The organism is Rhodohalobacter sp. 8-1 (genome assembly GCF_038150125.1).
Taxonomy (GTDB): Bacteria; Bacteroidota; Rhodothermia; order Balneolales; family Balneolaceae; genus SW132.
Genome location: NZ_JBBVMF010000001.1, coordinates 252,796 through 268,312 on the forward strand (window position 1 = coordinate 252,796; position 15,517 = coordinate 268,312).

Here is a 15,517-nt window from a genome sequence, read left to right on the forward strand (position 1 = left end):
TTACTACAAAGCCGGTCTGTATAAGCAGACCGGCTTTTTTTTGATAAATAATTCAGAAAAAATCTCTTATTTTAAACCTCTATGGGAAAAACAGGCAAAGTCATACAGTCAATGGGCAAATGGTATAAAGTCTCCGTTAACGGTGACGTTGTCGACTGCCGGATTCCGGGTCGATTCAGACTCCTGGATATCGGTGATACTAACCCAATTGCCGTGGGCGATCAGGTGGACCTCACTGTAGGTGACGATGGAAAAGGAATGATCGACGAGATCCACGACCGAAAAAATTACATTCCAAGGAAAGCCACTCGCAGCGGTAGAGACGAGCAAATTCTTGTCGCCAATATTGATCGCGGATGGGTGGTCCAGTCGATAAAAATGCCGACTGTAAAACGCGGATTCATCGACCGGTTTCTTGTTGCGTGTGAAGCCTACGAAATTCCGGCTGGGGTTATCATCAACAAAACGGACCTGTTGAATGAATCAAACCGCGCAGAACTCGACTCAATAACGGATACGTACACCTCAATCGGGTACCCGGTACTACAAACATCAATCGAAAAGCCGGACACGATTAAACAGCTCAGAGAGGAAACAAAAGACAAAACATCGGTTTTGGTTGGTCACTCAGGAGTAGGCAAAACAAGCCTCATAAACAGCCTCGCGCCCGGAATTGACCTTTCGGTTGGAGACATATCATCTTATTCTGAAAAAGGAAAACACACCACAACCTATGCACGGCTTCTTGAGTTGGATTACGGTGGATTCATAGTCGACACGCCCGGAATCAAAGAATTCGGCCTTGTGAATATTGAACCCTATGAACTTTCACTGTTCTTTCCGGAGATGAGAGAACCGAGACAATACTGTAAGTTTAACAACTGCACGCATAATCATGAACCAAAGTGCGGTGTTGTTGATGCATTTGAACGAGGCGAGATAGACCCTGAGAGATACCATTCGTACCTGAATATGCTTGAGGGGCTCGATTCTTGAACCTTTTTTAGTTATTCTTAACATTTTCAAGAACCATACCGATAAGCACAAGAGAAACCAATCATAAATCAATTCATGATGAAAAAATTACTTTCAGTTCCCGCAATTATCCTATCCCTGTTGTTAACCTTTGGAAATGCGACTGCCCAGGTTAATGATGTGGGTGAGCTTTTAAGAAGTGGCGTTGAGGACTCCAATCTTCTTCTTGAAAACTACCTGAAGCCGTATACTAACGGTTTTGGTGCCAATTTAAATACCGGGTGGAACAACTCAGCCAGACCGTATAAAACACTTGGGTTTGATATTCGCGTGAATGCCGCATTTGCCGTCATTCCGTCTTCAGACGACTTTTTTAATATTGGCGTGCTAAACGATCAATTCCAGGAAATTGAAGTTCTGAATAATGTCGATTTCACGCCCACTATTTCCGGTGAAAGTGAAAACAGGGCGGTAATTGGAAGAATGTATACACATCCGGGAACCGGTCAGCAGGAAGAACTTTTTTCATTTGAACTGCCTGATGGAACAGGTTTTAGCTATGCCCCCTCTCCTATGGTTCAGGCTACTGTCGGGCTTATCAAAGATACAGATATTTCTCTCCGGCTGGTGCCAACACTAAGTACTCCGGAAGTTGACGGACAAGTGAGCCTCTTTGGTTTTGGTGCAAAACACGGACTGAATCAGTGGATTCCCGGTGGCGCACTGCTGCCTGTTGACCTCTCAATACAATTCGGCTATACAAAATTCAATTTTGACGTCCAGACCAATGTACAGCCCGAAAGCGGTACCGATATATACAATCCGTACGATCCGACTGAATGGGAAAACCAGGAAGTTGCCCTTGAGTCTTCAGGTTTCACTACCAATCTTCTTGTCGGTAAATCACTGCCCATTCTCAGCGTCTTTGCCGGCGTAGGATTTCAAAGCTCAACGACCGATGTTTCCGCCAGTGGTTCGTATCCCGTCACAGTTCCAAATGAAGAGTATAACCCATCCACACGGCCTGAGCCAAAAGCTGTTGAAGCCATAGTTGATCCTATCAGTATTTCAGTAGATGGAAGTAATTCTGTTCATGCATTAGCCGGATTCAGAATCAGGTTAGGTTTTATCGCCGTTTCAGGATCTTATACCCTTTCGGATTACCCGGTGGCAAATGTAGGCGTTGGTTTGAGCTTCAGATAAGCAAATTCACTAAACTATTTTTACAAAAAAAGTCCCGGCAACAGCGGGACTTTTTTATTTTTATGGATTCTAAATGATAATAGATGAATGTAAATCTCCCCTGGAGTGGAAAGGAAAATCAACGTTCAGATGATTTCCTCTGGGGTACCCATCTACCTATTAAAGAGGGAATTTCCAAAACCTGATTAATGAGCATCAAGCCAGTTATCCGCCAAGCCAATTTCCACATCAAGGGGCACATCCAGCGTGTAGGCGTTTTCCATCATACCCTTCAATTTCTCGGGCAGTTCATTGATTTCATCCTCGTGGATTTCAAATATTAATTCATCATGCACCTGCAGCAACATTCTGGATTTAAGATCTGAATTGCCAAGAAAATCATCAATCTGAATCATCGCAAGCTTAATGATATCTGCGGCCGTTCCCTGGATCGGCATGTTAATGGCAGTTCGTTCCGCGAATCCACGAACATTCCAGTTTCGTGAATTGATGTCGGGAATATACCGTCGCCGGCCCAGCAGGGTCGTTACGTAGCCGTTATCTTTGGCTTTTTTTACTGTGTCGTCTATATAGGTTTGAATGCCAGGAAACCGTTCAAAATACTGGTCAATCATCTCCTTTCCTTCTTCATTACTGATGCCAAGCCGGCTTGCAAGTCCATAGGCGCTCACGCCGTAAGGAATACCGAAGTTTACTTCTTTCGCCTTTCTGCGCTGATCTGACGTCACATCCTCTATCGATTCCAGGCCAAAAACTTCCTTGGCTGTTCGGGAGTGAATATCCTCACCATTCTTAAACGCCTGGGTCATATTCTCATCACCACTGATTGAGGCTATGACCCGAAGCTCAACCTGAGAATAGTCAGCCGCAAGTATTTTAAACCCATCAGCCGGTACAAACGCCTTCCTAATTTCCCGGCCCCGTTTGGTTCGGATAGGAATATTCTGAAGATTAGGATTGGATGATGATAACCGGCCGGTAGCCGCTACCGTTTGATTCAGTTCGGTATGAATTCGTCCGCTCTCCTCGTTCACCAGTTTGGGGAGTGCATCAACATAGGTTGAACGAAGCTTACTCAGACTGCGATAATCCAGCACCATAGCCGGTATTTCATATTCAACCGCCAGCTTTGTGAGTACTGACTCATTTGTGGAATACTGCCCGGTTTTTGTTTTCTTTCCAGCCGGAAGGTCCAGCTTATCAAAGAGAACTTCACCCAGCTGCTTGGGAGAATTCAAATTGAATTCTTCACCTGAAATCTCAAATATTTCCTTCTCAAGTTCTTCAAGGTCTTTTGTCAGCTCTTCCGAAAACTGCTCGAGCATCTCCACATCAACAGACACGCCCTTTTTTTCCATATGAGCCAGCACGCGAATCAGAGGAAATTCCAGGTCTTTAGCGATTTTGGTCAGCTCGTCCTCATCCAGCTTATCTTTCAGCACGTTCCAGAGCTGGTAAGTCACGTCTGCATCTTCACAGGCATAATCTGCAATCTCATCGTATGGCAGCTCATCCATAGACTTCTGAGACTTACCTTTGCCAATCAGCGTTTCAATGGAAACCGGTTCGTAATTAAGGTAGGTTTTTGCCAGTGCATTCATTCCAATTTTCTGTGACGCATCCAGCAAGTAACCCGCAACCATTGTATCAAAAACCGGCCCTTCCACTTTCAGGCCGGCCCGCAAAAGCACCAGATAGTCGTATTTAAAATTTTGAGCTATTTTTAAGCTTTTCGGGTTTGTCAGAAGTGGTTCTACAAGCTCAAGGACCTCTTTTTCAGGGAGCGCGCCATCAACATTAATAGGAATATAAAACGCCACTCCGGCCTTGGCAGATAATGAAAGCCCCACCAGGTTTGCCACGATCGGATCTTTGCTATCGGTTTCCGTATCAAATGAAAGCTCTTTCGCCTCTTTGAGCTGCTTGACGACATTTTTAATTTCTACTTCTGTTACTGCAGTGGAATAATTAACTGCCGCTTCATCAAGTGTCTCCGGACCTCTGTTATCCTCACCGCCAAACAGTGTTCCCTGTCCGCCGGGTTCTTCGCCGAGATATTTTCGTGTCAGTGTTTTGAACTCCATGCGCTTAAAAAACAGGCCCAGCTCTTTTTTGTTTGGGCCATCCCAGCCGAGTGTTTCCCAATGTACCACGTCAGGCACATCTGTTTTAATCGTCACCATATCCTTTGCATGCAGCGCCTGTTCTTTGTTGTTCGTCAGGCCTTCACGCGCTCGTTTTGCTTTCATATCCGGAGCTGCTTCAATCGCCTCTTCGAGCGATCCATACTTCTTAACAAGCTTTGGCGCCCCTTTTTTCCCGATTCCCGGAACACCCGGAATATTGTCTGATGTATCGCCTATCATAGCAAGAACATCAATAACCTTGTCCGGGTATACACCAAAATAGTCTTTTACTCCCTCCGGGTCGATGATGTTAAAGCCGCCATTTTGATTATCCGGCTTCACCATTACCACATGATCTCTCACCAGCTGCATAAAATCTTTATCGGGCGTTACCAGGTAAGCCTCTACATGATCTTCGTGTGCATCGTAGGCAATGGTCCCGATAATATCATCTGCCTCATAACCATCTTTTTGAATGTTCTGAATCCCAAACTGTTCAATCATCTCTTTAATCAGCGGAATCCCAACACGGAGTTCGTCAGGCTGCGGCGGGCGGTTTGCTTTATACTCTTCATCAAGCTCATGCCTGAAGGTTGGTGCGTGCGTGTCCCAGGCCACGGCAATGTGGGTAGGTTCTTCTTCCTCAAGCAGTTTTACGAGCGTATTAGCAAAACCTAGTATAGGGCCGGTAGCGATCCCCTCGGAGTTTTTTAGCCTGCTATTTATAAATGCGAAATGAGCCCTGTAGGCGAGCGCCATTCCATCGAGGAGATAAAGTTTTTTCTTCGCCATGTATATGATTTGTCGGATTTTAAACTATGATTTGATACCAAATATTGTATCCAAAGGTATAACTGTAAAAGATACAACAGAGATATAGCCCAAAAAAATCTCCCTGCGGTTAAATTGAGCAATTGTAAATTCGGTGCCCCGCTGCCACATCTTTTGTATATTCAATTATCGTGATCTGATGAGAGTCCATTTGTAGTAATCTGACTTCATTTTTTAATATGTAATTTTAATATGTAAAATATGATCACTTAAAGGTTCTAAGGGAAGTGGTAGTTTAATCGGAGTTTGATCAAAATTTATGACTCAAACTCTTGTGTCTACTACCCTCGCCCCTCCTCACACTCACACAGGAGTGGAACATAATTTACAGCATATTAGAATTGAACTTGGGTTAGTAATAGTAAATAACAGTCAAAAATATTTAGCCGTGCAATTCGCCAGTTCTATTGTAGTGCCAACAGACTTTTCAAAAAAGTCAAAAATTGCCATTCGCTATGCCTGCGAAATCGCCAGCCATACCGGCGGTGAGGTTCACTTTTTGAATGTGATTGAGGAACCATATGACTTTCCGTCCCGGGTGCAGGAAATCCTTAATGCTCAAAAACAGGAACAAGAAGAAAAGCTATCAGATATCATTCGGGATCTTCACAAAGTTGATGAATTCCGGATCATAAAAATGAAGGGGGTCGTAAAAACAGGCAAGGTACTTTCCACCACACGACAGGTTGCCCGGGAACACGACCACGACATGATTGTGATCGGCCTTGGCGGTGAGGCAGATTTCAAGAAAGTACTCTATGGCAGCATAACAAACAACCTCCTCATGACCAGCGAGATCCCCGTTCTGGCCATTTCAAAACATATTGATTACAGGGAATTGAAAACCATGCTGTTTGCCACTGATATGAGAAAACCGGATATCAATTACATTAAAAAAATGCGCGAATTTTGCCTTGATATTGGCGTAAGCCTCAAGCTGATTCATATTGCAAAGAATGTACATGAAATTGAGACTGAAAAATTAGCACGATTCAATAAGAAGATTAAAAAAATCACCAATAATTCAGCGGCAGAAGTCATTGTTCATCAAGGCCCGTCATTTACAGAGGGCATCACTGACTACATTGGAAAAGACAATCATACCGTACTTGTAATGACCCGCTATAAGAATAAATTCTGGGAATGGTTTTTATCAAACAGCACTGTCAAGAGTATCGCTCAAATGGCATCTGTCCCACTTTTGATGTTGCCCGCTGATGTTTGAACACAGACCTCCAAGGTTTTGGGAACCTTGGAGGTCTTCTCGAAATAAAAAAAATAGTAACTAACTACCCTTTCTCTATTGTCTTCAACTTTTCAATCTCTTCTGACCATCGGTCAGTATTTGGAGTTTCCAGGATTAGCGGAATACCATTAAACCGGTCGTCTTTCATGATCATCTCGAAAGGTGTCCAGCCGATGAACCCATCACCGAGACTATCATGACGATCCACATTAGTCCCGCACTCTTTTTTCGAGTCATTCAGATGCATAGCCATCAGCTTATCAAACCCGACGATCTCGCCAAAACTTTCAAACGTCTCTAAAAAACCTTCTTTGGTTGAAATATCATATCCGGCGGCAAAAGCATGAGCGGTATCAATACAAACGCCAACCCTCTCTTTTTGATCCACCTGCTCAATCATTTCAGCCAGATGTTCAAACCGGAACCCCATGTTGGTTCCCTGCCCTGCTGTATTTTCAATCACGGCTTTCACAAACTCGGTTTGATCCAGCGCTATATTTATGGATTCAGCATTTCTTGCCAGGCATTCTTTCTCAGATATTTTACTAAGGTGACTACCCGGATGAAAATTAATCTTCTGAATGCCAAGCTGTTCACAACGCTGAAGTTCAATCAAAAATGCGTCCCGTGATTTCTTGAGCTTAGCAGTTTCCGGGTGTCCAAGGTTGATCAGGTAACTGTCGTGGGGAATAATGGCATCCATCGAAAAGCCGTGGATTTCGCACGCCTCTTTGAATCCCAGTATGTTCTCATCGGTCAGGGGTTTTGAATTCCATTGCCGCTGATTTTTCGTAAACAGAGCAAACCCTGTAGCTCCAATTTCGTGAGCTCGCAGCGGGGCATTTTCCACCCCGCCTGCTGCACTCACATGCGCACCTATATATTTCATGCTGAATTATCTTTAAAAATGAGTTTTCTTTGGTGAGTTAATTTCCAAACATATCGTCGTAATCTTCCATCGCGGCCTGGATTACTTTAAATGCTTCCTCTTTGTCATACACCCGCTCAACGTTAACGTCCAGTTTCTGGCCCGGAATCATTTTGTAGGTTCCAAAATAGTGGCGTAACCGTTCGATAATAATTTCAGGCAGATCCCCGATATCATTCACATCTTTGTAGTACTGATCGTTGCTAAGTACAGATATGATTTTATCATCTGCCTCACCTTCATCAATCATATGAAGACCACCTACAACACGGGCCGAAAGAATTACTTCTGAACGGTCAATCGGGCGTTCACTTAATACGCAGATATCCAGGGGATCACCATCTCCAATATTTGTCTGAGTTGACAGGCCACCCACGCGGTCACCACAATAGGTCCTTGGTATAAATCCATAGAGTGATGGAGGAAGTGACGAGCTTCGTTGAGGACGATCAACGCGCATGTAGCCCGTTTTCTTATCAACTTCGTATTTAATCGTGTCAAATGAGGTTATTTCAACAAATGCGTTCACGACATTTGGTACGTCAACGCCAACTTCAAGTCCGTGCCAGGGATGGGGACGCCATCGGTAAAAAGGATTGGGAAAATTCAATGTTCTAAGTTTTTTTGGTTAGTTATTTATCCTGTTGTATTACAGAAAGTCCTGCTTCAGCGAAATGCTTTTTTTAATTCATAATGGCGTTCAGTCTTTCCAGATTATCCTGAACCCGAAGCGCTTCAATAACATCGCCGATGTCACCTTTCATGATGTCATCGAGGTTGTAAAGTGTCAAATTTATTCTGTGATCTGTGAGGCGCCCCTGCGGATAATTATAGGTTCGAATTTTTGCACTTCTGTCACCCGATGACACCTGGCTTTTACGCTCTGCAGCACGTTCAGCACGGATCTTCTCCTGCTCAATTTCATAAATTTTCGACCGCAGCATTGTCAGGGCTTTGTCTTTATTTTGATGCTGTGACCGCTCCTGCTGGCACTCTACTACTATGCCAGAAGGCTCATGCGTGAGGCGAATTGCTGAATCCGTTTTGTTAACGTGCTGGCCACCCGCTCCGCTCGACCGAAACGTGTCAACCCGTATGTCGCTCATATCCAGATTAACCTCTCCAACCTCTTCAATCTCCGGCAGAACTGCGACGGTGGCGGCTGATGTGTGAACCCGCCCTTGCGATTCGGTATCAGGGACTCGCTGCACGCGATGAACGCCGCTTTCGTATTTCATTTTTCCAAACACTTCGCTTCCGCTAAGCTCAAATACAATTTCTTTGTAACCGCCCATATCGCCCTGCTGAACGGAGAGCAAGTCCAGCTTCCATTTCTGGCTGTCTGCATAACGCCGGTACATATCAAACAGGTCACCGGCAAAAATAGCGGCTTCATCACCCCCGGTTCCCGACCGTATTTCCACGATACAGTTCTTTGAATCGTCGGGATCTTTGGGAATCAGTTTGTATTTGATCTGCTTTTCCAGGTCTTCAAGTTCAGCTTTCAGCTCCTGGGTTTCCTGGCGAGCCATTTCGGTAATTTCAGGATCATCATCCATTTCCATCAGCTCTGCGTTGCCTTCAATCTGATGGTTGATTTCTCTCCAGCGCTCAAAATCTTCGACTAATTCCTTGAGCTGCGTGTGCTCTTTGGTAAGCTCGGTATACTCTTGCGGACGGTCGTAAATAGATGGATCCGCCATCGCCTGGTTGATCTCGTCGTAGCGTTCGCGAATCTGTTCTAACTTTGCTTCTAAATCCATGGTATAAAATCTGTAATCTTTTGCAGTTTTAAATATATCGATTTTTTTGGCTTGATATGAATCGAATCCAACATCAAATTTAGATGATAGTTTTGTACCTTCAGAGTGTTTATTGATATCAAATTTTTCCAACAAATAACGATTCTAAGTCGATGCAACAAAGTTTAGAAAAAGGATTCACACTTGGTTTTTTAGGCGCCGGACAACTCGCGCGGATGTCCGCTATCCAAGCATTTCGTTACGGTATGCAGATTGCCTCTTTTTCCGACCGGAGCGAAACGGAGCCTCTCGAATGCATGACGCCATCCATCTACAAAGGCAGTTTTGACGACACCGATTCGATGATTGACTTTGCGAATAGCTGCGACGTCATTACTCTTGAAAATGAGTTTATAGATTCCTCAGTACTGTTTGAGTTACGCGAACGAACCGGGACCCCCATCTATCCATCGCCCGAAACGTTTGAGCTGATCGAAAACAAGGAGATTGAAAAAATCACCTTTGAGGATGCGGGCATTCCGGTCACGCCAAGCCGAATTGTGCGTTCACCAAACGATATCGAATCATTTGCTAATGACCACGGCTGGCCGGTGATGCTGAAATCCTCGAAAGGCGGTTACGATGGCTATGGAAACAGGACTGTAAAAAAAGCCGGTGATGCACAGGCAGCGTTTGACGAGCTCGGCGGCTCTGACGGACGTGACATTTTAGCGGAATCGTTTGTCGATTTCACGCATGAACTTGCCGTGCAGGTGGCCCGATCAAAAAATGGCGACACGGTGGTGTATCCCTGTGTGGAAACCGTTCAGGAAGATCACATTTGCGTGGCTGTAAAAGCCCCGGCACAGATCAATCCGGTACTTGCCAAAGAAGCACAGCGCCTTGCCAAACTGGCCGTGGAATCCATTAACGGCGTAGGTATTTTTGCTTTCGAATTTTTCCTGACGACCGATGGCCAGATTTTATTGAACGAGACCGCCCCGCGGCCGCATAATTCGGGACACTACTCTATTGAAGGCTGCATCACCTCGCAGTTTGAAAACCACGTTCGGGCAGTGACAGGTTTACCACTTGGCGCTACTGATCTTATCAAACCTTCTGTTGTGATGATCAACCTACTGGGAACTCATAAACGCACCGCAAGAGTTGATTTTGCTGAGGACGCTATGAAACAACATAACGGACACCTTCATATTTATGGCAAGAGTGACAGCAAACCGGGCCGAAAAATGGCACATTATACATTGCTTGGTGACGACCAGGATGAACTTTATGAAAAAGCAATTAAAGCCACGCTGAATATTCAGATTTAAACTTTACAGTAGTATGGTATAAGATGTAATTCACCGTTTGTCAAGGAAATTTCCCCTCCTTCTCAAGGAGGGGATTAAGGGGTGGTTGAAGTACCTATTATTCGATATCATAATCATAAATTTAGAAAAGACTTAGTCTGACCACCCCCAGCCCCTCCTTCAAAAGGAGGGGAGAAATCATCCATTACCCAATTTTTAACTGAAATTTTATAATTGTCACAAAATCAGTTTAGATCAAAAACCTATTTATAACTTACAATCAAACCACAAAATCACGTGACTAAAAAACCTATCATTGGCCTTGTCATGGGCAGCGACAGCGACTGGTCAACCATGAAAGAAGCTGCTGACATACTCGATCATTTTAATATTCCGTATGAAAAAAAGGTTGTTTCCGCCCACCGCACACCCGATCTGATGGCTCAATACGGGAAACAGGCCCGGGATCGAGGCTTAAGCGTCATCATAGCAGGGGCCGGCGGAGCGGCTCATCTTCCCGGCATGCTGGCAGCCTACACCACGCTTCCCGTCATTGGCGTACCGGTAAAAACGTCAGCCCTTGGCGGAGTGGACAGCCTCTACTCTATTGTTCAAATGCCAAATGGAGTACCGGTTGCAACGGTAGCAATTGGTAAGGCAAAAAACGCAGGACTGTTGGCAGCCAGGATTTTGTCTACCTCAGATAAGTCTATCACTGCAAAACTTGCGGAATATCATGCATCCATGGCTGAGGAGTCACTCAAAAAAACCGAAAATCTTACCTGAACCTGAGGTCATCCTTTGAATAGAAAGACCGCCATCATCATTGTTATTTGCCTGATTGGATTCATTTCAATGCGTGTTTATATCGCACTGAATGTGCCGGGCGGGGGCTCCGAGAACGAGCAGACATCGCTCAACTTCCCTTTGGGTCTGCCCTCGGTGTTCACAGGTACGCTGCCATGCGCAAGCTGCCCCGGCATCGATACCCACTTATTGGTCGATTCAACCGGTTTCAGAGAGGTGAACCGGTATATTGGAGAGGAAGATGGACTCTTTGCCACCTATGGAACGTGGGAGACATCAGCCGACTCCCTGTTTCTGAATAGTGATGGCGGCAGCTACAAAACCTACTTGATGGAAAACGATACGCTGCGTATGCTTGATCAGAATGGCAACAAAATAGAAGGCGATCTTGAGGAAAACTATCTGCTCACCTATTCAGACATGGAAAACCAAATTCGAAAACGACATGAGGAACTTCGGCAAAGGGGATTCAAATTTATCGCTGCCGGAAATGAACCCTTTTGGTCGGTCCGTGTTACAGATAAAGATTATGTGATCTATGAAACACCGCAGACACGAAAAAGCGGTGAACTTGATCAGAGAACGTTTGATACATCATCTACAGAATTAAATGCGCTGTTTGGAAGCGGTGAAACTCTTGAGCTTGATATCAACGATGAATTTTGCCAGGATTCCATGAGTGGATTTCTGTTTACTCATACTGTGACGCTTCAGTTTGAGGGAGATGAACAGAGAGGCTGCGGACGGTTTTTGAATGAGGTTCTGTCCGCCAAGACTACTGAGACAGAGTGATAATTAAGTATAGGAGTGTCCTCCTTTCCAACCCAAAGGATCGGGAAATTGGTTCTACCGGAAAGTTTGTGGGTACATGTTATAATCCTATGCATAGTCTGATTAAGTCAGATGAGTTATTCAGAAGGTTAAACCAGTTTATCTGAGAACAAAACATGTTGCTTTTACAGATTCTTCACAAAACGGAAAATCACCGTTTTATTCAGAATGACAATGATTCGTCTTAGGGTCTTGGGCGGCGTGACGACACGATGATATTGAATAGAACGAATGCGCCCACGCCGCCCGCGTGCTAAACATTGAGCCCGTCATCCTGATCGAGCCATTGCAGTTAATGGCGTAGAGAAGGATCTGCAAAAGCAATGGCCTATGATTGGAAATTTTTGAGCATGGTCTAAGAGATTATTCACATATTTTTGCAATCACCCACAAACTTTCTGGTAAAACCGGGAAATTAAATCACTTATTATCAAAAGCCCTGATTTCTTACCCCAAAGCACTCATCTACCCCCTACCCGTTCTGATCACGATTATATGCAATCACGCGCCTATACGCTTCAAGAACAGCCTCTGTCGCTTCAAACGGGAGTTCTGTCGCCAGGTCTTTAGCCACTTTCCGTGCATTAGAGGGTGCAAACGGCATCTTCACTTCTTTCAGCGCAACTGCATCTCCACCGGTATCGCCGATGTACGCCATTTCATTCAGGCCGACATTCAATGACTTACCCAGAAGTTTAAGTCCCTGGAGTTTATTATTGCCCGGCATCAGTATGTTGATAGAAATCTCCGTGGTATGAATTTCGAGATTCGGATCAATTTCAGGAATTCGTTGCAGCGCGAGTTCATGAATTTCATCTATCACCGATTCGTCGGGACAGACAATCCCGGCATCCATCATTTTTGTGAATTCAAGGATCGCATTCGGATAGTTCGGAAGGATGTCATGAATAATCCAGTTTCTCGCTTCTTTGATGGGAGCCAGCGTCTCTTCATGATCATCGAGGGCGGTTTCAATCCGGTTTCCGTCCCAGTGATAAAGCCCTGCACTTTCAAAAACAAACGGGTGGCGAATATTCAGCCATTGGCCCACGGCCTCCGCATACGGAAACGGCCGACCGGTGCATATTGTGATGGGTGGAATCGTTGAATCATCCCCGCTTTGCTCGTTGAGCTCGCGAATGGAATTTACAGCGCTCCATGTGGGTGTCTTGAAGGGAAACGAAATACAACCGTCCAGATCGGTGACAAATAGTTTAATCATTCGTAAAGTTTATTAACTGACAACAGGTTTTGTGTTACTTTTTGATGCGGGAGAAAAATCAGGAAAGAAAAGAGACAGAAACAGGAATACGAGTCCTATTGCGGTCATAAGCTGATACCGGTTTTTGTAGTTTGCATACTCCTGTGAGGAAAATTCCCCCCGCTCTAATTCAGATAGACGTGACAGGAACGGTTCAATCGTATCGCTGCCCCGGCTAATTTCGTAATAGTTTCCCCCGCCCAGGTTAGCAATTTCCCGCATATTTTGTGATGACAACGTTGATACAACTTCATTTCCCTGGTTATCGCGATGATAACCCTGAAGATTTCCATTTTCATAGATTGGAATTCGTCCCCCGGCACTGGTTCCAATACCAACTGTAAATATCGTCACGCCACTTTCATTTAGTTGTTCAGCGGCTTCAGTAAATCCGGGGCCGTGGTTTTCACCATCCCCAATAAGCAACAATACATTTGCAGCATTATTATTCTCTTCTATCGACTGAAACGTCTCCTGGGCTTTCACCAATGCGGCCTGAAAATTTGATGTATAAGAGGGCATTTGGTCCGTTTTCACGATGTCGAGGTACAATCGCAGTGCGGAATAGTCGAGCGTAAGCGGACTCTGCACAAACGCCTGCCCTGTAAACACCATCAACCCTACCCTGTCTCCTTCCAGTCGGTTGATGAGCCGGTTAATCTCAAACTTCGCTTTTTCCAGCCGGCTGGGTGAGATGTCTTCAACATTCATACTTCGGGACAGATCCAGGGCAATCAGCATGTTCACGCCGCTTCGTTCAACCTCGCGAATTTCCGTCCCGATTTTAGGTCCGGCAAGGGCAAGAACAAAGAATAACAGCGCGAGCAGAAAACTATAGAACCTGATGCTATCGCCCGTTTTCCAGAAGTTCAGACGCAGCAGTGTTAGCAGACGGTCATCGAAGAGCTCCGACCGACGCTTGTGCCGGGCAACTCTTAACCACCAAAATGCTCCCCACACAATGGGTATCAGGAGCAGTCCAAATAAATACGTACTATTTTCCCAAATCATGGTAGATCAATTCTTTTTTGAGCAAAGCTTTAAAGATAACATAATTTCGTGAAAGGTAAGATCTTGAGTTAGAATTACAGGTGCTTATCTGTTTGATTCGCGCTTCACAGCAAAAGCAACTCTGGTTTATGTGATTTTTGGCTTTATAAAGAAGGTTGATTTAGATAATGATGCCAAATGATACGTGCTGCAACTGCGCGCAGCGGTTTCCATTGTGATGCAATTTCATCGCATCGTTCACTGCTCGGCGTATCAGGCAGGCTCTTAATTTTTTGAATGGACTTCTTAAGCGCAAGATCACCTGATGGCCAAACGTCCGGACGCATTAACGCCATGAGCAAATAAATATTTGCAGTCCAATCTCCGATCCCTTTTATTTTTTTCAGTTCTTTTCGTGCATCGGCATTATCTAATCCTTCAAGCTTGTCAAGTTCAAGATCTCCATTTATTAAAGATTTCGATAGTTCCCGGCAGTATTTAGTCTTTTGTCGGCTAAAACCAATATTCTTTAATTCGGTATCAGAAAATTCAAGAAATCGCTCTGGTGTCAGGTCGTTTTCCACGGCTTCTTTTAACTTATTGAAAGCTGCTTTTGCCGATGCCAATGAGACCTGCTGCTCAAGAATGATATGGACCAGTGTTGAATACCCTGGTTCGCGAGACCATAATGGCGGGTTGCCGAATTTAGTGATGACGTTCTCCAAATCAGAATCAGCTTCAGTAAGTATTGAAACTCCAACATACAGTGATTTCTCATCCAGACGGTTTTTTGGCATCATATTCTTCATACTTTGTTATCTACTGACATTACTTAATCATTGCTCTTTTTACCCGGATTATTCACCAAGAAATTTTGATATGAACAAGGTGAAGGGGGAATGACGACGGAAGGATACATATGTACCCTGAGTAGGACATTTATACTTAGACGCAGTACATATTAAGATTACGACGCAAAAATCTACACACAGATTTGAGCTAACATCCATATAACGTTAACAAATTATTTACAGCACTTATAGTACCTTTTCATACACATTCGTGAATAATTCGGGTTTTACTCCACTACCTCTAATGAATCAGTCGCATTTACCCACAATATTACATGCTTGTTTTCAGGTGAAAGATAATCAGCATTCTGAATCGTCATAACTGGTTGGCCGATCAATGCAGGACAGGCCATCTGCAACGTATCAAACAGAATTTTATCATTTCCTGCTGTGTTTATTAATGTTTTCCGCAT

14 protein-coding genes are annotated in these 15,517 nt (G+C 44.4%); 6 read left to right on the forward strand and 8 right to left on the reverse strand.

All coding sequences use genetic code 11. The annotated features are described in order from the left end of the window. The first annotated feature begins 81 nt into the window (after positions 1 to 81). Positions 82 to 996, forward strand: a complete 915-nt coding sequence (gene rsgA, locus AABW11_RS01090; protein WP_340102648.1) for a ribosome small subunit-dependent GTPase A — start codon at positions 82 to 84, stop codon at positions 994 to 996. Positions 997 to 1,071: 75 nt separating this feature from the next. Continuing rightward, positions 1,072 to 2,178: a DUF6588 family protein gene (locus AABW11_RS01095; RefSeq protein ID WP_340102649.1), complete on the forward strand. Its 1,107-nt coding sequence runs from the start codon at positions 1,072 to 1,074 to the stop codon at positions 2,176 to 2,178. 185 nt (positions 2,179 to 2,363) lie between these two features. Here the strand turns inward: AABW11_RS01095 and polA are convergent, their stop codons facing one another. Then, positions 2,364 to 5,096: a DNA polymerase I gene (gene polA / locus AABW11_RS01100; protein ID WP_340102650.1), complete on the reverse strand. Its 2,733-nt coding sequence runs from the start codon at positions 5,094 to 5,096 to the stop codon at positions 2,364 to 2,366. Between the two features lie 427 nt (positions 5,097 to 5,523). On the opposite strand from polA, the gene AABW11_RS01105 reads away from it, so the two are divergent. Beyond that, positions 5,524 to 6,360 (forward strand): universal stress protein, encoded by an 837-nt coding sequence (locus tag AABW11_RS01105; RefSeq protein ID WP_340102651.1) that lies wholly within the window; start codon positions 5,524 to 5,526, stop codon positions 6,358 to 6,360. 64 nt (positions 6,361 to 6,424) lie between these two features. Here the strand turns inward: AABW11_RS01105 and nfo are convergent, their stop codons facing one another. The 3 genes from nfo to prfA form a co-directional block, all read right to left on the reverse strand. Beyond that, on the reverse strand, positions 6,425 to 7,270 hold the full coding sequence (gene nfo / locus AABW11_RS01110; RefSeq protein WP_340102652.1) for a deoxyribonuclease IV: 846 nt from the start codon (positions 7,268 to 7,270) through the stop codon (positions 6,425 to 6,427). A gap of 37 nt (positions 7,271 to 7,307) precedes the next feature. Further along, on the reverse strand, positions 7,308 to 7,919 hold the full coding sequence (locus AABW11_RS01115) for an inorganic pyrophosphatase (protein ID WP_340102653.1): 612 nt from the start codon (positions 7,917 to 7,919) through the stop codon (positions 7,308 to 7,310). A gap of 73 nt (positions 7,920 to 7,992) precedes the next feature. Beyond that, positions 7,993 to 9,072 carry a peptide chain release factor 1 gene (gene prfA / locus AABW11_RS01120; RefSeq protein WP_340102654.1) on the reverse strand — a complete coding sequence of 360 codons (1,080 nt, stop codon included), beginning with the start codon at positions 9,070 to 9,072 and terminating at the stop codon, positions 7,993 to 7,995. Positions 9,073 to 9,224: 152 nt separating this feature from the next. On the opposite strand from prfA, the gene AABW11_RS01125 reads away from it, so the two are divergent. From AABW11_RS01125 to AABW11_RS01135, 3 genes are all read left to right on the forward strand, one after another. After that, positions 9,225 to 10,385, forward strand: a complete 1,161-nt coding sequence (locus tag AABW11_RS01125) for a 5-(carboxyamino)imidazole ribonucleotide synthase (protein ID WP_340102655.1) — start codon at positions 9,225 to 9,227, stop codon at positions 10,383 to 10,385. A gap of 306 nt (positions 10,386 to 10,691) precedes the next feature. Next, positions 10,692 to 11,150, forward strand: coding sequence for a 5-(carboxyamino)imidazole ribonucleotide mutase (gene purE / locus AABW11_RS01130; RefSeq protein WP_445263729.1), 459 nt, complete (start codon positions 10,692 to 10,694; stop codon positions 11,148 to 11,150). Between the two features lie 15 nt (positions 11,151 to 11,165). After that, entirely contained in the window at positions 11,166 to 11,963 is a 798-nt protein-coding gene (locus tag AABW11_RS01135) for a copper resistance protein NlpE N-terminal domain-containing protein (RefSeq protein WP_340102657.1), read from the forward strand. 511 nt (positions 11,964 to 12,474) lie between these two features. Here the strand turns inward: AABW11_RS01135 and AABW11_RS01140 are convergent. The 4 genes from AABW11_RS01140 to AABW11_RS01155 form a co-directional block, all read right to left on the reverse strand. Continuing rightward, the gene (locus AABW11_RS01140; RefSeq protein WP_340102658.1) at positions 12,475 to 13,224 is read right to left on the reverse strand and encodes an HAD family hydrolase; all 750 of its coding nucleotides are present in this window, start codon (positions 13,222 to 13,224) and stop codon (positions 12,475 to 12,477) included. Positions 13,225 to 13,236: 12 nt separating this feature from the next. Further along, positions 13,237 to 14,274, reverse strand: coding sequence for a vWA domain-containing protein (locus tag AABW11_RS01145; protein ID WP_340102659.1), 1,038 nt, complete (start codon positions 14,272 to 14,274; stop codon positions 13,237 to 13,239). Positions 14,275 to 14,417: 143 nt separating this feature from the next. Continuing rightward, positions 14,418 to 15,053 (reverse strand): DNA-3-methyladenine glycosylase family protein, encoded by a 636-nt coding sequence (locus tag AABW11_RS01150; RefSeq protein WP_340102660.1) that lies wholly within the window; start codon positions 15,051 to 15,053, stop codon positions 14,418 to 14,420. A 278-nt stretch (positions 15,054 to 15,331) separates the two neighbouring features. Next, positions 15,332 to 15,517 (reverse strand): hypothetical protein, encoded by a 186-nt coding sequence (locus tag AABW11_RS01155; RefSeq protein ID WP_340102661.1) that lies wholly within the window; start codon positions 15,515 to 15,517, stop codon positions 15,332 to 15,334.

Coding starts and splice junctions, on each gene's coding strand:
- polA (WP_340102650.1), bottom strand. CDS start 5,096: ATGGCGAAGAAAAAACTTTATCTCCTCGATGGAATGGCGCTCGCCTAC.
- purE (WP_445263729.1), top strand. CDS start 10,692: ATGGGCAGCGACAGCGACTGGTCAACCATGAAAGAAGCTGCTGACATA.
- AABW11_RS01155 (WP_340102661.1), bottom strand. CDS start 15,517: ATGCGGAAAACATTAATAAACACAGCAGGAAATGATAAAATTCTGTTT.
- AABW11_RS01145 (WP_340102659.1), bottom strand. CDS start 14,274: ATGATTTGGGAAAATAGTACGTATTTATTTGGACTGCTCCTGATACCC.
- nfo (WP_340102652.1), bottom strand. CDS start 7,270: ATGAAATATATAGGTGCGCATGTGAGTGCAGCAGGCGGGGTGGAAAAT.
- AABW11_RS01095 (WP_340102649.1), top strand. CDS start 1,072: ATGATGAAAAAATTACTTTCAGTTCCCGCAATTATCCTATCCCTGTTG.
- rsgA (WP_340102648.1), top strand. CDS start 82: ATGGGAAAAACAGGCAAAGTCATACAGTCAATGGGCAAATGGTATAAA.
- AABW11_RS01140 (WP_340102658.1), bottom strand. CDS start 13,224: ATGATTAAACTATTTGTCACCGATCTGGACGGTTGTATTTCGTTTCCC.
- AABW11_RS01125 (WP_340102655.1), top strand. CDS start 9,225: ATGCAACAAAGTTTAGAAAAAGGATTCACACTTGGTTTTTTAGGCGCC.
- prfA (WP_340102654.1), bottom strand. CDS start 9,072: ATGGATTTAGAAGCAAAGTTAGAACAGATTCGCGAACGCTACGACGAG.
- AABW11_RS01150 (WP_340102660.1), bottom strand. CDS start 15,053: ATGATGCCAAAAAACCGTCTGGATGAGAAATCACTGTATGTTGGAGTT.